Source organism: Pseudomonas zeae (assembly GCF_014268485.2).
GTDB lineage: Bacteria > Pseudomonadota > Gammaproteobacteria > Pseudomonadales > Pseudomonadaceae > Aquipseudomonas > Aquipseudomonas neuropathica.
In genome coordinates, this window is sequence record NZ_CP077090.1 from 683,173 (window position 1) to 697,382 (window position 14,210).

Sequence of the window (14,210 nt, forward strand, 5' to 3'; positions counted from 1 at the left end):
AATCAGAAGAGCCGGGCGAGCAGGGCGGTGACGGCGGTTTCGACGCGCAGGATGCGCTCGCCCAGTTGCACCGGTTGCAGACCGGACTTGGCCAGCAGGTCGATTTCGTAAGGAATCCAGCCACCTTCGGGGCCGATGGCCAACGTCACCGGTTCGCTCAAGGCGCGTGGGCACGGCGGATAGTTGCCGGGGTGGCCGACCAGACCGAGGGTACCGTCGGTGATCGCCGGCAACCGGTCTTCCACGAAAGGCTTGAAGCGTTTTTCGATGATGATTTCCGGCAGCACGGTGTCGCGGGCCTGTTCGAGGCCGAGGATCAGTTGCTCACGAATCGCTTCAGGTTCCAGAAACGGCGTCTGCCAAAAACTCTTCTCGACCCGATAGCTGTTGACCAGGATCACCTTTGACACGCCCATGGTCGCCACGGTCTGAAACACCCGACGGAGCATCTTCGGGCGTGGCAGAGCGAGTACCAAGGTCAGCGGCAGCTTGGCTGGTGGTGGCTGATCGAGGCTGACGCGCAGCTCGGCTTCACCTGCTTCGAGGCGCAGCAGCTCAGCCGAACCCATCAGCCCGTTGATACGGCCAACGCGCAGGCTGTCACCGACTTCCGAGCGGTGGACTTCCTGCATGTGGGTCAAGCGGCGATCACGCAGCACCACGCGGTCGGCCGCAATGAAATCGGCCTCTTCGAGCAACAGCAGGTTCATGCCTGGGTCGCTGGCGGCTGGTCGTTGTGGTCGTCGGCCGGGTTCTCTTCCGGACGTTCGCGCTTGCTGATCAAACCACCGAACAGAATGCCGATTTCAAACAACATCCACATCGGCACGGCCAGCAGAGTCTGCGAGAAGATATCCGGCGGCGTCAGGATCATGCCGACCACGAAGCAGCCGATGATCACGTAAGGGCGGATTTTCTTCAGGTATTTGACGTCGACCACGCCGATCCACACCAGCAGCACCACAGCCACCGGGATCTCGAACGCCACGCCGAAGGCGAAGAACAGCGTCATGACGAAATCGAGGTAACTGGCGATGTCGGTCATCATTTCCACTCCGGCCGGGGTGGCGGCAGCGAAGAACTTGAAGATCAGCGGGAACACGAAGTAATAGGCGAACGCCATGCCGGTGTAGAACAGCAGAATGCTGGAGACCAGCAGCGGCACCGCAATGCGCTTCTCGTGTTTGTACAGGCCCGGCGCGATAAAGCCCCAGATCTGATGCAGGATCACCGGGATCGCGAGGAACAGCGAAACCATCATCGTCAGCTTCAGCGGCGTCAGGAACGGCGACGACACGTCGGTGGCGATCATCGTCGCGCCGACCGGCAGGTACTGGCGCAGCGGGGTCGAGACAAAGGTATAGATCTGCTGGGTGAACGCAAACAGCCCGGCGAAGATGATGAAGATCGCCGCCACACAACGCAGCAGGCGGGTGCGCAACTCGGTGAGGTGCGAAACCAGCGGCATGTGCTGGTCGTTTTCGGGGAGATCGCTCATGGGGCTCGCGGCGGCAATGTTGGGTCGTGAGGCGCTGGTGTGATCGGCGCGGCGGTTGGGGACACGTGTTCAACCGAAGTTTCTGCGGCCACCGGTTCTGTCGGCGCTACAACGGCAGTAGGTGCAGGTGCAGGTGTCGGTGCTGGCGCAACGGGTGCAGCTGGCGCATGAATCGTCTGCTGCCCGACATGTTCAACTTCAACCGGCGCCGGCTCTTGCTGGACCGGATTGAAAATCTTCCGCGCCTCCTGCTCCAGCGACAGAATGTGCTCGTTGTGCAGTTGCCGACGGATTTCGTCGGCACCGATTTCACGTTCAACTTCCTGTTTGATCGCGTTGAAGCTGCGCTTCAGCCGTCCGACCCACAGGCCAGCGGTGCGCGCAGCGCCCGGCAGACGCTCGGGGCCCAGCACCAGCAGGGCGACGAGGCCGACGAGCAGCAGTTCAGAGAAGCTGATACCAAACATTAGTCAGTGCTCACACGTCTTTGCGGATCGGCTCTTCGACTTTTTGCGCCTGCACGTCGATGGTGTGCGGCGGATTGGCCTGAGCGGTGGCTTGCGGCTGCACCGGTGGCACCGGTTGCGCAGGCGTCACGGTTGGATCAGCGGCCGGTTTTTCGTCGTCGTTCATGGCTTTGCGGAAGCCCTTGATCGACTCGCCAACGTCGGTGCCGAGGTTTTTCAGTTTCTTGGTGCCGAACACCAGCACCACGACAACCAGAATGACGATCCAGTGTTTCCAGTCAAAAATGCCCATGTTGCTGTTCCTCTCTAAAAATTGTTCAGGCGGACGGACGCGAGGCTTTCTCGACGTGTCCGGACAGGCCGAAGCGACGATCCAGTTCATCCAGCACGGCCTGCGGATGCTGCCCCAGTTGGGCGAGCATGACCATACTGTGGAACCACAGGTCGGCGGTCTCGTAGATCACGTCGCTGCAGTCGCCGCTGATCGCGGCGTCCTTCGCGGCAATAATGGTTTCGACCGACTCTTCGCCGACTTTCTCCAGAATCTTGTTCAGGCCCTTGTGATACAGACTAGCTACATAGGAGCTGTCGGCAGCGGCGCCCTTGCGCTCTTCAAGCACCTGAGCGAGGCGGGTCAGGGTGTCACTCATGTTTGTGTCCTGCGGAATAGATGGCGTGCGGGTCTTTCAGGACTGGGTCGACTGTCTTCCAGTCGCCGTTTTCGAAGACACGGTAAAAGCAGCTTTGACGGCCGGTATGGCAAGCGATGTCGCCGATCTGTTCAACCATCAGGATGATCACGTCGGCGTCACAGTCCAGACGCATCTCATGCAAGGTCTGTACATGGCCGGACTCTTCGCCCTTGCGCCACAGCTTGCCACGGGAACGTGACCAGTAGATTGCACGGTTTTCCGCGGCGGTCAGTTCGAGCGCTTCGCGGTTCATCCAGGCCATCATCAGCACGCGTCCGGTCTTGTGATCCTGGGCAATCGCCGGCACCAGGCCATCGGCGTCCCATTTGATCTCGTCCAGCCAGTTTTTCATCTTCGACTCCGACAGCGAACCCCACACTTCAATAGTCGGGTTCAGGCATTGAAACAGTGTGCCAGCCGATCACGAAACTGGCTATCGGCGAACGACCAGATACAAGCCGACTGCCACCATGATTCCCGCCGGCCAATGCCCCAACTCGTTAAGCGGGCCACCGATGGCGAGGATCACCCCGCCGGCCAGATGCGCGCAACCGAGCAGGCGCAGGAACCAGTCGTCCCTGCGTTTGTGCCATGGCGGCGGTGGATCGTAGGCGTGCGGCTGCGACATGCGTTCGAGCAGATCACGGGCCATGTTGGCCAGGTGCGGCAGTTGTTCGAACTGGCTCTGCACGTTGCCGAGCAAGGCTTTCGGGCTGACGCGCTCGCGCATCCAGCGCTCGAGGAATGGCTGCGCGGTGTTCCACAGATCCAGATCCGGGTACAGCTGACGGCCGAGGCCTTCGATGTTCAACAGGGTCTTTTGCAGCAGCACCAGTTGCGGCTGCACTTCCATGTTGAAGCGCCGTGCGGTCTGGAACAGGCGCATCAGCACCTGGCCAAATGAAATATCTTTTAACGGTTTTTCGAAGATCGGTTCGCACACCGTACGGATCGCCGCTTCGAATTCGTTGAGTTTGGTTTCCGCCGGCACCCAGCCCGAATCGATGTGCAGTTGCGCCACACGGCGGTAGTCACGCTTGAAGAAGGCGAACAGATTGCGCGCCAGATAATCCTGGTCTTCCGGGGTCAGGCTGCCGACGATGCCGCAGTCGATCGCGATGTACTGCGGACTCCAAGGATTGACGGTGCTGACGAAGATGTTGCCCGGGTGCATGTCGGCGTGAAAGAAACTGTCGCGGAAAACTTGGGTGAAGAAAATCTCCACACCGCGCTCGGCGAGCATTTTCATGTCGGTGCGCTGGTCGGCAAGGGTCGCCAGATCGGTGACCTGAATGCCGTAGATGCGCTCCATCACCAGCACTTTCGGCCGGCACCAGTCCCAATAGACTTGCGGCACATACAGCAGCGGTGAGCCTTCGAAGTTGCGCTTCAACTGGCTGGCGTTGGCCGCTTCGCGCAGCAGATCCAATTCGTCGTAGATGGTTTTTTCGTAGTCCTGGACCACATCGACCGGGTGCAGCAGACGCGCGTCGGCCGAGAGCTTTTCGGCGGCGCGGGCGAGGATGAACAGCCACGCCAGATCCTGCGCAATGATCGGCTTCAGGCCCGGGCGGATCACTTTGACCACGACTTCTTCGCCGGTTTTCAACTGCGCGGCATGCACCTGCGCCACCGAGGCCGAGGCCAGCGGTTCGACGTCGAAACGGCTGAACACGTCGCTGATCTTCTTGCCGAGCTGTTCTTCGATCAGCTTTATCGACAGCTGCGAGTCGAACGGCGGCACGCGGTCCTGCAACAGCATCAGCTCATCGGCGATGTCTTCCGGCAACAGGTCGCGGCGGGTCGAAAGAATCTGCCCGAACTTGATGAAAATCGGCCCGAGATCCTGCAACGCCAAGCGCAGACGCGCGCCCCGGCTCAGGTCCAGCGGCTTGCGCGGGAACCAGCGCCACGGCAGCACATAGCGCAGCGCCAGAAGGAACCACGGCAACGGCAGATCGAACAGCAGGTCATCGAGGCGGTAGCGGATCACGACGCGCTGGATGCGCAACAGACGGCGGACGGCAAGCAGCTTCATGCGTTATCGCTTGGGTCGAGGGATCGGGAAAGGCGCTCGAAACGCGCCTCGAGACGTTCCAGATCAAGTTTGATCCGGTCCAGTTCGCTGAATCGCGCTTCGGCTTCGCGCTGTCCGACGAGGGTGCGCGATTCTTCGGCGAGGTATTCGGCGAGGTTCTGGTTGAGGCTGGCAAATCCTTGTTGATACCAGCGTGCGCGGCTTCGCAGATGGCCACCGACCAGTTGCGTGGCGACCGGGCCGAGCCAGCGCGAGAGTTCGTACTCCCAGTCCAGCTCAAGGTCTTGCAGCACACCGGCCAGCTCCAGCAGCACGCCGCTGTCGCCATCGAGCTCGACTTCCGGGGCATGCAGCACTGCGGTCTTGTCTTTGCTCACGGCCAGTTTGATCAGGCTCGAGGCCGGCGCACGCAAGGTGCAGTCGACACCGGTTCCCCAATGCGAGGCCAGCATCAGACCTTCGTCACTCGGCAGGATGAACAGTTGCAGCGCCGGGCTGCGGCAGTCGACGGCAATCACCTTGCCGGTCAAATGCGCCAGCCGCGGCAGCGCCGTGCTGTCGAGACGCAGCACCCGGTTGAGGCCGAGTTCAACGCTGGCGAGCAGCCCGGTGAGCAACATCAGGGCTTGATGCCACGGTGCAGGGCGACGATGCCTGCGGTCATGTTGTGATAGGTCACGCGGTCGAAACCGGCGTCGACCATCATCGACTTCAGGGTTTCCTGATTCGGATGCATGCGGATCGATTCGGCCAGGTAGCGATAGCTTTCCGAGTCGTTGGTGATCAGCTTGCCCATCAGCGGCATGAAGGCGAACGAATAAGCGTCGTAGGCTTTCGACATCAGCGCGTTGGTCGGTTTGGAGAATTCCAGCACCAGCAGACGACCGCCGGGCTTGAGTACACGCAGCATCGAGCGCAGCGCGTCTTCTTTGTGCGTCACGTTGCGCAGGCCGAAAGCGATGGTCACGCAGTCGAAGTGGTTGTCCGGGAACGGCAGTTTTTCCGCGTCCGCCTGAACGAATTCGACGTTGCCGGCGACACCCAGATCGAGCAGGCGGTCACGGCCGACCTTGAGCATCGATTCGTTGATGTCGGCCAATACCACCTGACCGGTCGGGCCGACCAGGTGCGAGAATTTTTTGGTCAGGTCACCGGTACCGCCGGCGATGTCCAGCACGCGGTTACCGCTGCGTACGCCCGACAGTTCGATCGCGAAACGCTTCCACAGGCGGTGCATGCCGCCCGACAGAAGGTCGTTCATCAAGTCGTATTTCGCGGCTACCGAGTGGAAAACTTCAGCGACTTTTTCCGCTTTCTGGCTTTCCGGAACGTTTTTGAAGCCGAAGTGAGTGGTGGGTTCGGCATCGCTGCCTTTGCGCTGATCAGTCATATCGCTGTCACCAAAAGAGAATGCGCGACATTCTAATCCCCAAGCCATGCTTTGTCTTGGAATGGCTAAAGGTAAGATGGGCAACCCTCGGGACGATTTGCCGCAGCGGCGGTCAAGATTTACCGACACATCTTTTTAAATCAGGAGTCATGCAATGGCCAAAATCACTGTTGAGCGTGCCCACAACCTGGGTAAGGAAGCCGCCCGCGAGAAGGCCGACAAGCTGGCGCAAAAACTCTCCGATCAATATGGCCTGGAGCCGCAATGGTCCGGCGATACCCTGAACCTCAAGCGCTCGGGCGTGAAAGGCGCGGTGCATGTGGCGGACGATTCGATCAAGGTCGATGTGGAGTTGGGCATCATGATGTCGGCCATGAGCGGCATGATCAAAGCCGAGATCGAGAAGGCCCTCGATAAAGCGTTGGTCTGAAACACGGTCCCCTGTAGGAGTGAGCCTGCTCGCGATAGCGGTCTGTCAGTCACCAGGAATTTGATTGAAAGACCGCTATCGCGAGCAGGCTCACTCCTACATTTTTTTGCGCTGCACCCAAGCTTTTATGTCAGTTGTTAGGGTGCCGTTTCTAATTTATCTCCTTACTTTGTGCCTGAGCCCGACACTTTCGCGGGCAGTTCCTCAAACCTTCTGCGCGTGAGGTGCACCATGGCCAAAGTCATTTTGAAGAAAAAAATCGACGCTTCGACTTCTGCTCTGAGCGACGTCAAATCCTATGCCCGCAAGATCTGGCTGGCAGGCCTGGGTGCCTACGCCAAGGTCGGCCAAGAGGGCAGCGACTACTTTCAAGAGCTGATCAAGGCTGGTCAAACTGTTGAAAAGAAAGGCAAAAAAGCCGTCACCGAAAAACTCGAAGCAGCCAACACCGAGATCGATGAAGCCAAGAGCGAAGTCAGCTCGTTCAAAGGTCGTGTCGAAGTTCAGCTCGACAAGGTCGAGAAGGCGTTCGACTCCCGTGTAGCAAGCGCCTTGAATCGTATCGGCATTCCGTCTAAACATGACGTTGAGACACTCTCTGCTAAGCTCGATGAGCTGACGGCATTGCTCGAACGCGTCGCGCGTAAATCTTAAGGAGAACGGGATGGCTGGTAAAAAGAACACCGATAAAGAAGGCAGCTCGTGGATCGGGAAAGTCGAAGACTACTCCCGCAAAATCTGGCTGGCTGGTTTAGGCGTGTACTCGAAGATCGACACTGACGGCAGCAAGCTCTTCGATACATTGGTCAAAGACGGCGAGAAAGCCGAGAAGCTCACCAAATCCGCAGTCGGCAAAAAAGTCGACGCTGCCAAGGATTCCGCTTCTTCGGCCAAGTCGCGCATCAGCGGCGTGAAAGATCGCGCACTGGGCAAATGGGACGAGCTGGAAGGGGCTTTCGACAAGCGCCTGAACAGCGCAATCTCGCGCCTGGGTGTACCGAGCCGCAATGAGGTCAAAGCACTGCATAGCAAGGTGGAAACCTTGACCAAGCAGATCGAAAAACTCACCGGTCTGAAAACCCAACCGGTGGCGGCCAAAACCGCTGCGGCAAAACCGGCCGCGAAAACGGCTGCGGCCAAACCAGCAGCCAAGTCGGCTGCCAAGCCACTGGCCAAAGCGGCAGCTAAACCTGCTGCTAAAGCCGCGGCCAAGCCAGCAGCGAAAACCGCAGCCGCCAAGCCTGCAGCCAAAGCCGCAGCCAAACCGGTTGCCGCCAAAGCCGCTGCCAAGCCGGCAGCTAAATCTGCGGCCAAAACTGCAGCGAAACCCGCCGCCAAGCCAGCAGCGAAAACTGCTGCCGCCAAACCGGCTGCCAAGCCTGCAGCGAAACCAGCTGCGGCGAAAAAACCGGCAGTGAAAAAACCGGCCGCGCCGAAAGCCGCTGCGCCGAAACCGGCCGCACCTGCTGCAGCCAAACCTGCCGCTCCGGTAGCTCCGGTGAGTGCGTCGAATTCCGCCGCAGCACCGACTCCGGCGGCCACCCCGACTGCTGCATCGACCCCGTCGACGCCAACCAGTCAGTCCTGATTCTTCAGGGCAAAATAAAACGCCCGGCCTGTGAAGGTCGGGCGTTTTTGTTTGTGTTTTTTAAAAGCTTACCCTCACCCCAGCCCTCTCCCGGAGGGAGAGGGAGCCGACCGCAATGTCTTGCGTCATGCATCGACCTGAAAAACCGAGTCGATTATGGATTCAACAGAGAAATTTCAGGTCGGCGTAGCTCATCAGCATCCCCGGATCAGTCCCCTCTCCCTCCGGGAGAGGGCTAGGGTGAGGGGCTCTTGATTCACTCATGGTCTTCAAGATACTGAAGAGCCATCCGCTCCGTGGCGACCTTGACCGGCGGCAGCAAGTGCGGCGCTACCAGCATCATGATCTGATAAACCACCAATCTCACCTCACCCTCACGATCCAGAATCCGCTGATAATCCAGCGAAAACAGCAACGTCATGGTGATCTGCTCCACCAACTGCCCCAGCGCCTGCGTATCACTGACCAACTGCCCCGAAGCCTTCAACCGCGCCAGCAACGACGCCAGCGTGCGCTTCAGCGCATTGAGCAGTTGTCGAATGCCCTTGGCCAGCTTCGGCAAGCGTCCGGCGAGGTTCGACAGGTCCTGGAACAGGAAGCGGTACTGCGCCAACCGCTCGACGATCAAATGCAAAAACAGCCAGTAATCTTCCGGCGCCAGTTCCACATCCGAGGGTGGATCGAGCAGTGGCGCCAGTTCATTCTGGAAGCGTTCGAACAAGCCGAGAATCAGCGGTTCCTTGCCATGGAAGTGGTAGTAGAGATTGCCCGGGCTGATCCCCATTTCGTTCGCCACCTCCATGGTGGAGACGTTCGGCTCGCCCTTTTCGTTGAACAGTTGCAAAGCACATTCGAGAATCCGGTCGCGGGTTTTCATCCAGTCTTCTTAGAAAAGTTCGGTTAAGCGTCAGCGCACACGCACGTAAGTACCGGGCGCTGCCTCCATCGGTGGATAGTTCGGGTTGCCCAGGGTGAACGAGGTTTCGTGCTGCGCCCCGGAGCGTTGCTGAATCCATTCCAGCCATTGCGGCCACCAACTGCCATCGACGTGTTTACCATCGTAGTACCAGGCACGCGGGTCGCTGCTCATCTTGCCGTTCTCGATATAGGCAGCTTTCGGGTTGCTCGGCGGGTTGAGAATGCTCTGCACGTGGCCGCTGTTGGACAGCACGAAACGCCGTTCGCCACCGAGCAGCAGGGTCGAGCGATACACCGCATCCCACGGCGTGATGTGGTCGTTCATGCCGGCGACGCTGAAGCTGTCGACGGTGACTTTCTGCAGGTCGATCGGCGTGCCGCACACTTCCAGCCCACCCGGATGGGTCAGCGGGTTGTGCTTGAAGAAGTCCAGCAGGTCGCCGTGAAATGCCGCTGGCAGACGGGTGTTGTCGTTGTTCCAGTAGAGGATGTCGAAGGCCGGCGGCTCTTTGCCCAGCAGGTAATTGTTGACGAAGTAGCTCCAGATCAAATCGTTGGGGCGCATCCAGGCGAAGACCTTGGCCATGTCGCGCCCGTCGAGCACGCCTTTCTGGTACGAGCGGCGTTTGGCGGCTTCGAGAGTTTGTTCATCAGCGAAGAGGGTGGCCGGAGTTTCGATCTGGCTGTCGAGCAGGCTGACCAGGTAGGTCGCACTGGAGACGCGGCGCAGTTGCCGCTTGGCCTGCAAATGCCCTTGCAGGGCGGCGATGGTCAGGCCGCCAGCGCAGGCGCCCATCAGGTTGACTTCGCGGGCGCCGGTGATCGCCCGGCAGATGTTCATCGCCTCTTCCACCGCCTCGACATACGTCGACAGGCCCCATTCGCGATGGCGTACATCCGGGTTGCGCCAACTGATCATGAACGTTTGCAGGCCGTTTTTCAGTGCGTACTGGACGAAGCTGTTGTGTGGGCTGAGGTCGAAAATGTAGTACTTGTTGATTTGCGGCGGCACCACCAGCAGCGGCTTGGCGTACTGCTTTTCGCTCATCGGTCGGTACTGGATCAGCTCAAGCAAATCGTTGCGAAACACCACCGAGCCGGTGGTGGTGGCCACGGTCTTGCCGACCTCGAAAGCCTGTTTGGTCACCTGACGTGGCAGGCCGTCGTTGTGCAGCAAGTCATCGAACAAATGGCTGAGGCCGCGTACCAGACTGTGCCCGCCGGAGTTGAACAGCTCCTTGACCGCCAGCGGGTTGAGCAAGGTGTTCGATGGCGCCACGGCGTCGTTGAGCAAGGTGAAGGCGAAGTGCGCGCGGGCGCGATCGTCATCGTTCATGTTGCTTTCATCGATCCAGCTTTTGACCTGTTTCTGCCAGGCCAGATAGGCCTGCAGGCTGCGCCGGTAGAACGGATTGAGGCTCCACGCCGGATCAGCGAAACGGCTGTCGTTCGGATTGGTCGGGTGCAGGGTTTCGCCGAGCAGCACGCGGCCCAATTGACCGCCGAGTTTCAAGGCATGCTTCGCACTGTGAATCGGATTGCGCAGGCCATGGGCTGCCACGCTGCGCAAGGTCGAGATCAGGTCCCGGCCACGCAGGCCGGTGATCGCACTTTGTGCATTGATGAACACGGCGGGGCTGGGCACTACGCCCGTCGCTGGTTTGTCGCGCATGACTCAACACTCCTTCGTCTTCAGGCCAAAAACAAACTCACCGAACCAGAACACCATAGACGCTGTTACGGGTTGCTGCCTGCGCGGCGTCCTGCCGCGCACTCTTTACTAAAGGCCTGCATAAAGCCTGCCGCCGGGGTTAGCCGCCGAGCGGTGTCGGATGCGGGTGCATCACCGCCCGCTGACGTTCCTCCTGGAGGAACTTCATGATGATCGGCGCCACCGCTTCGGCGCGGGTAATCAGGAACAGGTGGCCGTCGTCGATGATGTGCAGTTGCGCGTTGGGAATGCGCCAGGCGAGCATGCGCATGTTGATCAGCGGGATCAGCGGATCGTCATCACCGGCCAGCACCAGCGTCGGCTGATGGATCTTGTGCAGCCAGTGAATGCTGGTCCAGCCGAGGCCGGCGAACAGTTGCCAGTAATAACCGAGCTTGCCCGCCGAACGCACTTTCGCCGCGTGGCTGGCCGCCAGGGTCGGGTCGCGGCGGAACGAGCCGCCATAGATTAGCGGGGCGATACGGATCACGTGGGACGGCTGAATGTAGCGCCGCGGACTGGCCATCATCCACAGCACTTTCGGTTTGCCCGGCACCATCACGGCACCGGCAGCGGTGGCCGCCAGCACCAGTTTCTTGCAGCGCTCGGGGTAGTCGTAGGCGAACTGCTGCGCCAGTGCGCCGCCCCACGACACGCCGATGACGTTGACCTGCCCGTAGTCGAGATAATCGAGCATGCGCGACGTCAGCTTGGCCAGACCGGGAAAACGATATGGCCGGTTCGGCGTCGAGGAGCCGCCGACACCGGGCACGTCAAAGGCGATCACTTCCAGATCCGGGTCCAGCGCCGCGACAAACGGAAACACCAGCTCCAGGTTGGCGCCGATGCCGTTGAAAATCAGCAAGGGCGTCAAGTGAGGCTTGCCGGGGCGCACCGCCGTGCGGAGGGTTTGACCATCCAGATCGACGGTACGGAATATGAACGGTTGCGGCATGCGTCAGGCCCTGTGGATTTCAAGTACACCCCGCCCCCTGTGGGAGCGAGCCTGCTCGCGAAGGCGTCGTGTCAGCCAACATCGATGTTGATTGAATGAGCGCTTTCGCGAGCAGGCTCGCTCCCACAATGACGGGGTGGTGTCAGTTACCGCTCATGTACATAAGTGCCCGGCGAAGCTTCACCCGCCGGGTACGCTTTGTTGCCCAGTTTCAGCGGGGCCTTTTTCAGGTTGCCCGAGCGCTCGGCCTGCCACGCCTGCCAGTACAGCCACCAGGAATCGGTGTGCTTGGTCGAGTTCTCTTGCCACTCATCGGCATTGGCGGCCATCTCCTCGCCGGTCATGTAGCGCGATTTCGGGTTGCCCGGCGGGTTCAGAATGCTCTGGATATGCCCGCTGCTCGACAACACGAACTCGACCTTGCCGCCAAACAGCTGCGCCGACTTGTAGCAGGACTTCCACGGGGTGATGTGGTCGTTGGTGCCGGCCAGCGAGAAGATATCGGCGGTGACCTGCTTGAGGTCGATCGGCGTGCCGCACACTTCCAGTGCATTCGGGCGAATCAGTGGGTTGTTTTTGAACATCTCGATCAGGTCACCGTGGAACGCGGCGGGCAACCGGGTGGTGTCGTTGTTCCAGAACAGGATGTCGAACACCGGCGGCTCGTTGCCGAGCAGGTAGTTGTTGACCCAGTAGTTCCAGATCAGATCATTGGGGCGCATCCAGGCGAAGACCTTGGCCATGTCTTTGCCTTCAAGCACGCCGGCCTGATACGAGTGGCGCTTGGCGGTCTCCAGGGTCTGCTCGTCGACGAACAGCGCGACGTCGCTGTCCAGCGTCGTGTCGAGCACGCTGACCAGCAGCGTCAGGGCATTGACCTTCTTCTCGCCGATCGCCGCGTAGTGGCCGAGCAGGGCGGTGCAGGTGATGCCACCGGAGCAGGCACCGAGCATGTTCACGTCTTTGCTGCCGGTGATCGCGGTGACCACGTCGACGGCTTCTTTCAGGGCATCGATGTACGTCGACAGGCCCCACTCGCGCTGGGCCTTGGTCGGGTTGCGCCAGCTGACGATGAACGTCTGCACGTTATTGCGCAGGCAGAAGCGCGCCAGACTCTTGTCCGGGCTCAGATCGAAGACATAGAACTTGTTGATCTGCGGTGGCACCACCAGCAATGGGCGCTCGTGGACTTGCTCGGTGATCGGCTTGTACTGGATCAGTTCCAGCACGTCGTTGCGAAACACCACCGCACCTTCGGTCACGCCGAGGCTTTTGCCGACTTCGAACGCGCCCATGTTGACCTGACTCGGCATGCCGCCGTTGTGCACCAGATCCTTGGCCAGATGCGAGAGGCCATCGAGCAGGCTTTTGCCGCCGGTTTCGAAGAAACGTTTGACTGCTGCGGGGTTGGCCGCCGTGTTGGTCGGGGCCATGGCCTCAGTCATCAGGTTGATGACGAAGTGGCCGCGGGCGACGTCTTTGGGTGAGAGGCTGCTGTCATCGATCCAGGCATGAAGTTCCTTGCGCCACGCCAGGTAAGTTTGCAGATAACGTTTGTAGAGCGGGTTCTGGCTCCACGCAGGATCAGCGAAGCGACGGTCATCGCCTGCCGGTTGCAGTTCGGATTTGCCGAACAGCACGTTCTTCAGTTCGAGGCCGAAATGGGTGACGTGCCTGACGCTATGGATCGGTTGTTTGATGGCCTGTTTCAGCACCATTCGAGCAGAGGCCAGCAGATCCTTTCCGCGTAGCCCAACGACGGGATTAAGCCCCAGGGTGTTTTCCGAGGCTTGGTACTTCAGGTCATCGTTATTCTTGTTACTCATCTACGACGCTCCATTGTCCTGAGACGAGTACCCGGTTTTCTGCTGTGCAGTTCCACAGCCAATGCCAGGTACTACTGCTCGGGTGACCGTTAATTCTGCATAGCTGCTTTACAGTCGTAGAGCACTGCAGGGAACTTGCCAGCTCCATTGGTTACCCGAGTTTAATTTTTTTCGCAAGCAGGCCGATCCTCGGCCACACAGCAGAGCATTCAAACAGATGAATTTAGAAAATGCCCTCTAATGAGCGCAACGCACGGGCTAGAGCATCAGCTTGACGACTGACTCGTTCGGATCGCGGGTCTTGCCCGCCGCTTTGAGCTCGGCCAGATAATCGGCCCAGAGTGCGTCATAACGTCGCCCCAGCTCGTAGAGATAATCCCAGGTGAACAAGCCACTGTCGTGACCGTCGTCGAAGGTCAGTTTCAGTGCGTAGTGACCGGCCGGTTCCAGCTTGCTCAGACCAACGTTGAGCTTGCCGAATTGCAGGATCGGTTTGCCGTGGCCCTGGACCTCGGCGGAGGGGGAATGCACGCGCAGGAATTCGGCGGGCAGGGTGTATTCCTCGCCGGACGCGTAGGTGAGCGTCAGGGTCTTCGAGGCTTTGTGCAGTTTGATGTCGGTGGGGATTTGAGTCATGGGCTGGCGTCCGAAGTGTGGGCGACCCTTGAGCAAATGTGGGAGCGAGCTTGCTCGCGAA

General features: G+C 59.8%; 17 protein-coding genes. 3 read left to right on the top strand and 14 right to left on the bottom strand.

Features of this window, described 5'->3' with window-relative positions:
- Window positions 1–2: 2 nt before the first annotated feature.
- The 9 genes from HU754_RS03005 to ubiE form a co-directional block, all read right to left on the bottom strand.
- Window positions 3–710 (bottom strand): 16S rRNA (uracil(1498)-N(3))-methyltransferase, encoded by a 708-nt coding sequence (locus HU754_RS03005; protein WP_099757766.1) that lies wholly within the window; start codon window positions 708–710, stop codon window positions 3–5.
- Window positions 707–1,498 carry a twin-arginine translocase subunit TatC gene (gene tatC / locus HU754_RS03010; RefSeq protein WP_093430065.1) on the bottom strand — a complete coding sequence of 264 codons (792 nt, stop codon included), beginning with the start codon at window positions 1,496–1,498 and terminating at the stop codon, window positions 707–709. Before tatC ends, HU754_RS03005 begins: the two co-directional genes overlap by 4 nt.
- Window positions 1,495–1,965 (bottom strand): Sec-independent protein translocase protein TatB, encoded by a 471-nt coding sequence (tatB, locus tag HU754_RS03015; protein ID WP_116255728.1) that lies wholly within the window; start codon window positions 1,963–1,965, stop codon window positions 1,495–1,497. Before tatB ends, tatC begins: the two co-directional genes overlap by 4 nt.
- 10 nt (window positions 1,966–1,975) lie before the next feature.
- Window positions 1,976–2,257, bottom strand: coding sequence for a twin-arginine translocase TatA/TatE family subunit (locus tag HU754_RS03020; RefSeq protein ID WP_003220847.1), 282 nt, complete (start codon window positions 2,255–2,257; stop codon window positions 1,976–1,978).
- Between the two features lie 25 nt (window positions 2,258–2,282).
- The gene (locus HU754_RS03025; protein WP_003220849.1) at window positions 2,283–2,615 is read right to left on the bottom strand and encodes a phosphoribosyl-ATP diphosphatase; all 333 of its coding nucleotides are present in this window, start codon (window positions 2,613–2,615) and stop codon (window positions 2,283–2,285) included.
- Entirely contained in the window at window positions 2,608–3,009 is a 402-nt protein-coding gene (gene hisI / locus HU754_RS03030) for a phosphoribosyl-AMP cyclohydrolase (protein WP_007909357.1), read from the bottom strand. The genes HU754_RS03025 and hisI overlap by 8 nt, the downstream gene beginning before the upstream one ends.
- Window positions 3,010–3,090: 81 nt before the next feature.
- Window positions 3,091–4,695 carry a ubiquinone biosynthesis regulatory protein kinase UbiB gene (ubiB, locus tag HU754_RS03035; protein ID WP_186621329.1) on the bottom strand — a complete coding sequence of 535 codons (1,605 nt, stop codon included), beginning with the start codon at window positions 4,693–4,695 and terminating at the stop codon, window positions 3,091–3,093.
- On the bottom strand, window positions 4,692–5,315 hold the full coding sequence (locus HU754_RS03040; protein WP_186621320.1) for a ubiquinone biosynthesis accessory factor UbiJ: 624 nt from the start codon (window positions 5,313–5,315) through the stop codon (window positions 4,692–4,694). Before HU754_RS03040 ends, ubiB begins: the two co-directional genes overlap by 4 nt.
- Entirely contained in the window at window positions 5,315–6,085 is a 771-nt protein-coding gene (ubiE, locus tag HU754_RS03045) for a bifunctional demethylmenaquinone methyltransferase/2-methoxy-6-polyprenyl-1,4-benzoquinol methylase UbiE (protein WP_008080626.1), read from the bottom strand. Before ubiE ends, HU754_RS03040 begins: the two co-directional genes overlap by 1 nt.
- A 154-nt stretch (window positions 6,086–6,239) precedes the next feature.
- Here ubiE and HU754_RS03050 point away from each other — a divergent pair, with 154 nt between their 5' ends.
- From HU754_RS03050 to HU754_RS03060, 3 genes are all read left to right on the top strand, one after another.
- A complete protein-coding gene (locus tag HU754_RS03050) occupies window positions 6,240–6,515 on the top strand; it encodes a polyhydroxyalkanoic acid system family protein (protein ID WP_093430067.1) in 276 nt (91 codons plus the stop codon).
- A gap of 231 nt (window positions 6,516–6,746) precedes the next feature.
- On the top strand, window positions 6,747–7,169 hold the full coding sequence (locus tag HU754_RS03055; protein WP_186621318.1) for a phasin family protein: 423 nt from the start codon (window positions 6,747–6,749) through the stop codon (window positions 7,167–7,169).
- Between the two features lie 10 nt (window positions 7,170–7,179).
- On the top strand, window positions 7,180–8,103 hold the full coding sequence (locus HU754_RS03060) for a phasin family protein (RefSeq protein ID WP_186621316.1): 924 nt from the start codon (window positions 7,180–7,182) through the stop codon (window positions 8,101–8,103).
- 256 nt (window positions 8,104–8,359) lie between these two features.
- Here HU754_RS03060 and HU754_RS03065 read toward each other — a convergent pair whose 3' ends face one another.
- The 5 genes from HU754_RS03065 to HU754_RS03085 all read right to left on the bottom strand — a co-directional run bounded on the left by HU754_RS03065 (window position 8,360) and on the right by HU754_RS03085 (window position 14,149).
- Window positions 8,360–8,980, bottom strand: coding sequence for a TetR/AcrR family transcriptional regulator (locus HU754_RS03065; protein ID WP_186621307.1), 621 nt, complete (start codon window positions 8,978–8,980; stop codon window positions 8,360–8,362).
- A gap of 30 nt (window positions 8,981–9,010) precedes the next feature.
- Window positions 9,011–10,693 (bottom strand): class II poly(R)-hydroxyalkanoic acid synthase, encoded by a 1,683-nt coding sequence (gene phaC / locus HU754_RS03070; protein WP_186621306.1) that lies wholly within the window; start codon window positions 10,691–10,693, stop codon window positions 9,011–9,013.
- Between the two features lie 139 nt (window positions 10,694–10,832).
- Window positions 10,833–11,687 carry a poly(3-hydroxyalkanoate) depolymerase gene (gene phaZ / locus HU754_RS03075; RefSeq protein WP_034152967.1) on the bottom strand — a complete coding sequence of 285 codons (855 nt, stop codon included), beginning with the start codon at window positions 11,685–11,687 and terminating at the stop codon, window positions 10,833–10,835.
- A 146-nt stretch (window positions 11,688–11,833) separates the two neighbouring features.
- On the bottom strand, window positions 11,834–13,513 hold the full coding sequence (gene phaC / locus HU754_RS03080; RefSeq protein ID WP_186621304.1) for a class II poly(R)-hydroxyalkanoic acid synthase: 1,680 nt from the start codon (window positions 13,511–13,513) through the stop codon (window positions 11,834–11,836).
- Between the two features lie 258 nt (window positions 13,514–13,771).
- Window positions 13,772–14,149 (bottom strand): gamma-butyrobetaine hydroxylase family protein, encoded by a 378-nt coding sequence (locus HU754_RS03085; RefSeq protein WP_186621302.1) that lies wholly within the window; start codon window positions 14,147–14,149, stop codon window positions 13,772–13,774.
- Window positions 14,150–14,210 lie beyond the last annotated feature (61 nt).

Excerpts from the sequence above, each read along its gene's own strand:
- HU754_RS03020 (WP_003220847.1), bottom strand. The coding sequence starts at position 2,257 with ATGGGCATTTTTGACTGGAAACACTGGATCGTCATTCTGGTTGTCGTG.
- phaC (WP_186621304.1), bottom strand. The coding sequence starts at position 13,513 with ATGAGTAACAAGAATAACGATGACCTGAAGTACCAAGCCTCGGAAAAC.
- tatC (WP_093430065.1), bottom strand. The coding sequence starts at position 1,498 with ATGAGCGATCTCCCCGAAAACGACCAGCACATGCCGCTGGTTTCGCAC.
- HU754_RS03065 (WP_186621307.1), bottom strand. The coding sequence starts at position 8,980 with ATGAAAACCCGCGACCGGATTCTCGAATGTGCTTTGCAACTGTTCAAC.
- phaC (WP_186621306.1), bottom strand. The coding sequence starts at position 10,693 with ATGCGCGACAAACCAGCGACGGGCGTAGTGCCCAGCCCCGCCGTGTTC.
- ubiB (WP_186621329.1), bottom strand. The coding sequence starts at position 4,695 with ATGAAGCTGCTTGCCGTCCGCCGTCTGTTGCGCATCCAGCGCGTCGTG.
- HU754_RS03050 (WP_093430067.1), top strand. The coding sequence starts at position 6,240 with ATGGCCAAAATCACTGTTGAGCGTGCCCACAACCTGGGTAAGGAAGCC.
- HU754_RS03005 (WP_099757766.1), bottom strand. The coding sequence starts at position 710 with ATGAACCTGCTGTTGCTCGAAGAGGCCGATTTCATTGCGGCCGACCGC.
- ubiE (WP_008080626.1), bottom strand. The coding sequence starts at position 6,085 with ATGACTGATCAGCGCAAAGGCAGCGATGCCGAACCCACCACTCACTTC.
- HU754_RS03055 (WP_186621318.1), top strand. The coding sequence starts at position 6,747 with ATGGCCAAAGTCATTTTGAAGAAAAAAATCGACGCTTCGACTTCTGCT.
- tatB (WP_116255728.1), bottom strand. The coding sequence starts at position 1,965 with ATGTTTGGTATCAGCTTCTCTGAACTGCTGCTCGTCGGCCTCGTCGCC.
- HU754_RS03085 (WP_186621302.1), bottom strand. The coding sequence starts at position 14,149 with ATGACTCAAATCCCCACCGACATCAAACTGCACAAAGCCTCGAAGACC.
- HU754_RS03060 (WP_186621316.1), top strand. The coding sequence starts at position 7,180 with ATGGCTGGTAAAAAGAACACCGATAAAGAAGGCAGCTCGTGGATCGGG.
- HU754_RS03025 (WP_003220849.1), bottom strand. The coding sequence starts at position 2,615 with ATGAGTGACACCCTGACCCGCCTCGCTCAGGTGCTTGAAGAGCGCAAG.
- hisI (WP_007909357.1), bottom strand. The coding sequence starts at position 3,009 with ATGAAAAACTGGCTGGACGAGATCAAATGGGACGCCGATGGCCTGGTG.
- HU754_RS03040 (WP_186621320.1), bottom strand. The coding sequence starts at position 5,315 with ATGTTGCTCACCGGGCTGCTCGCCAGCGTTGAACTCGGCCTCAACCGG.
- phaZ (WP_034152967.1), bottom strand. The coding sequence starts at position 11,687 with ATGCCGCAACCGTTCATATTCCGTACCGTCGATCTGGATGGTCAAACC.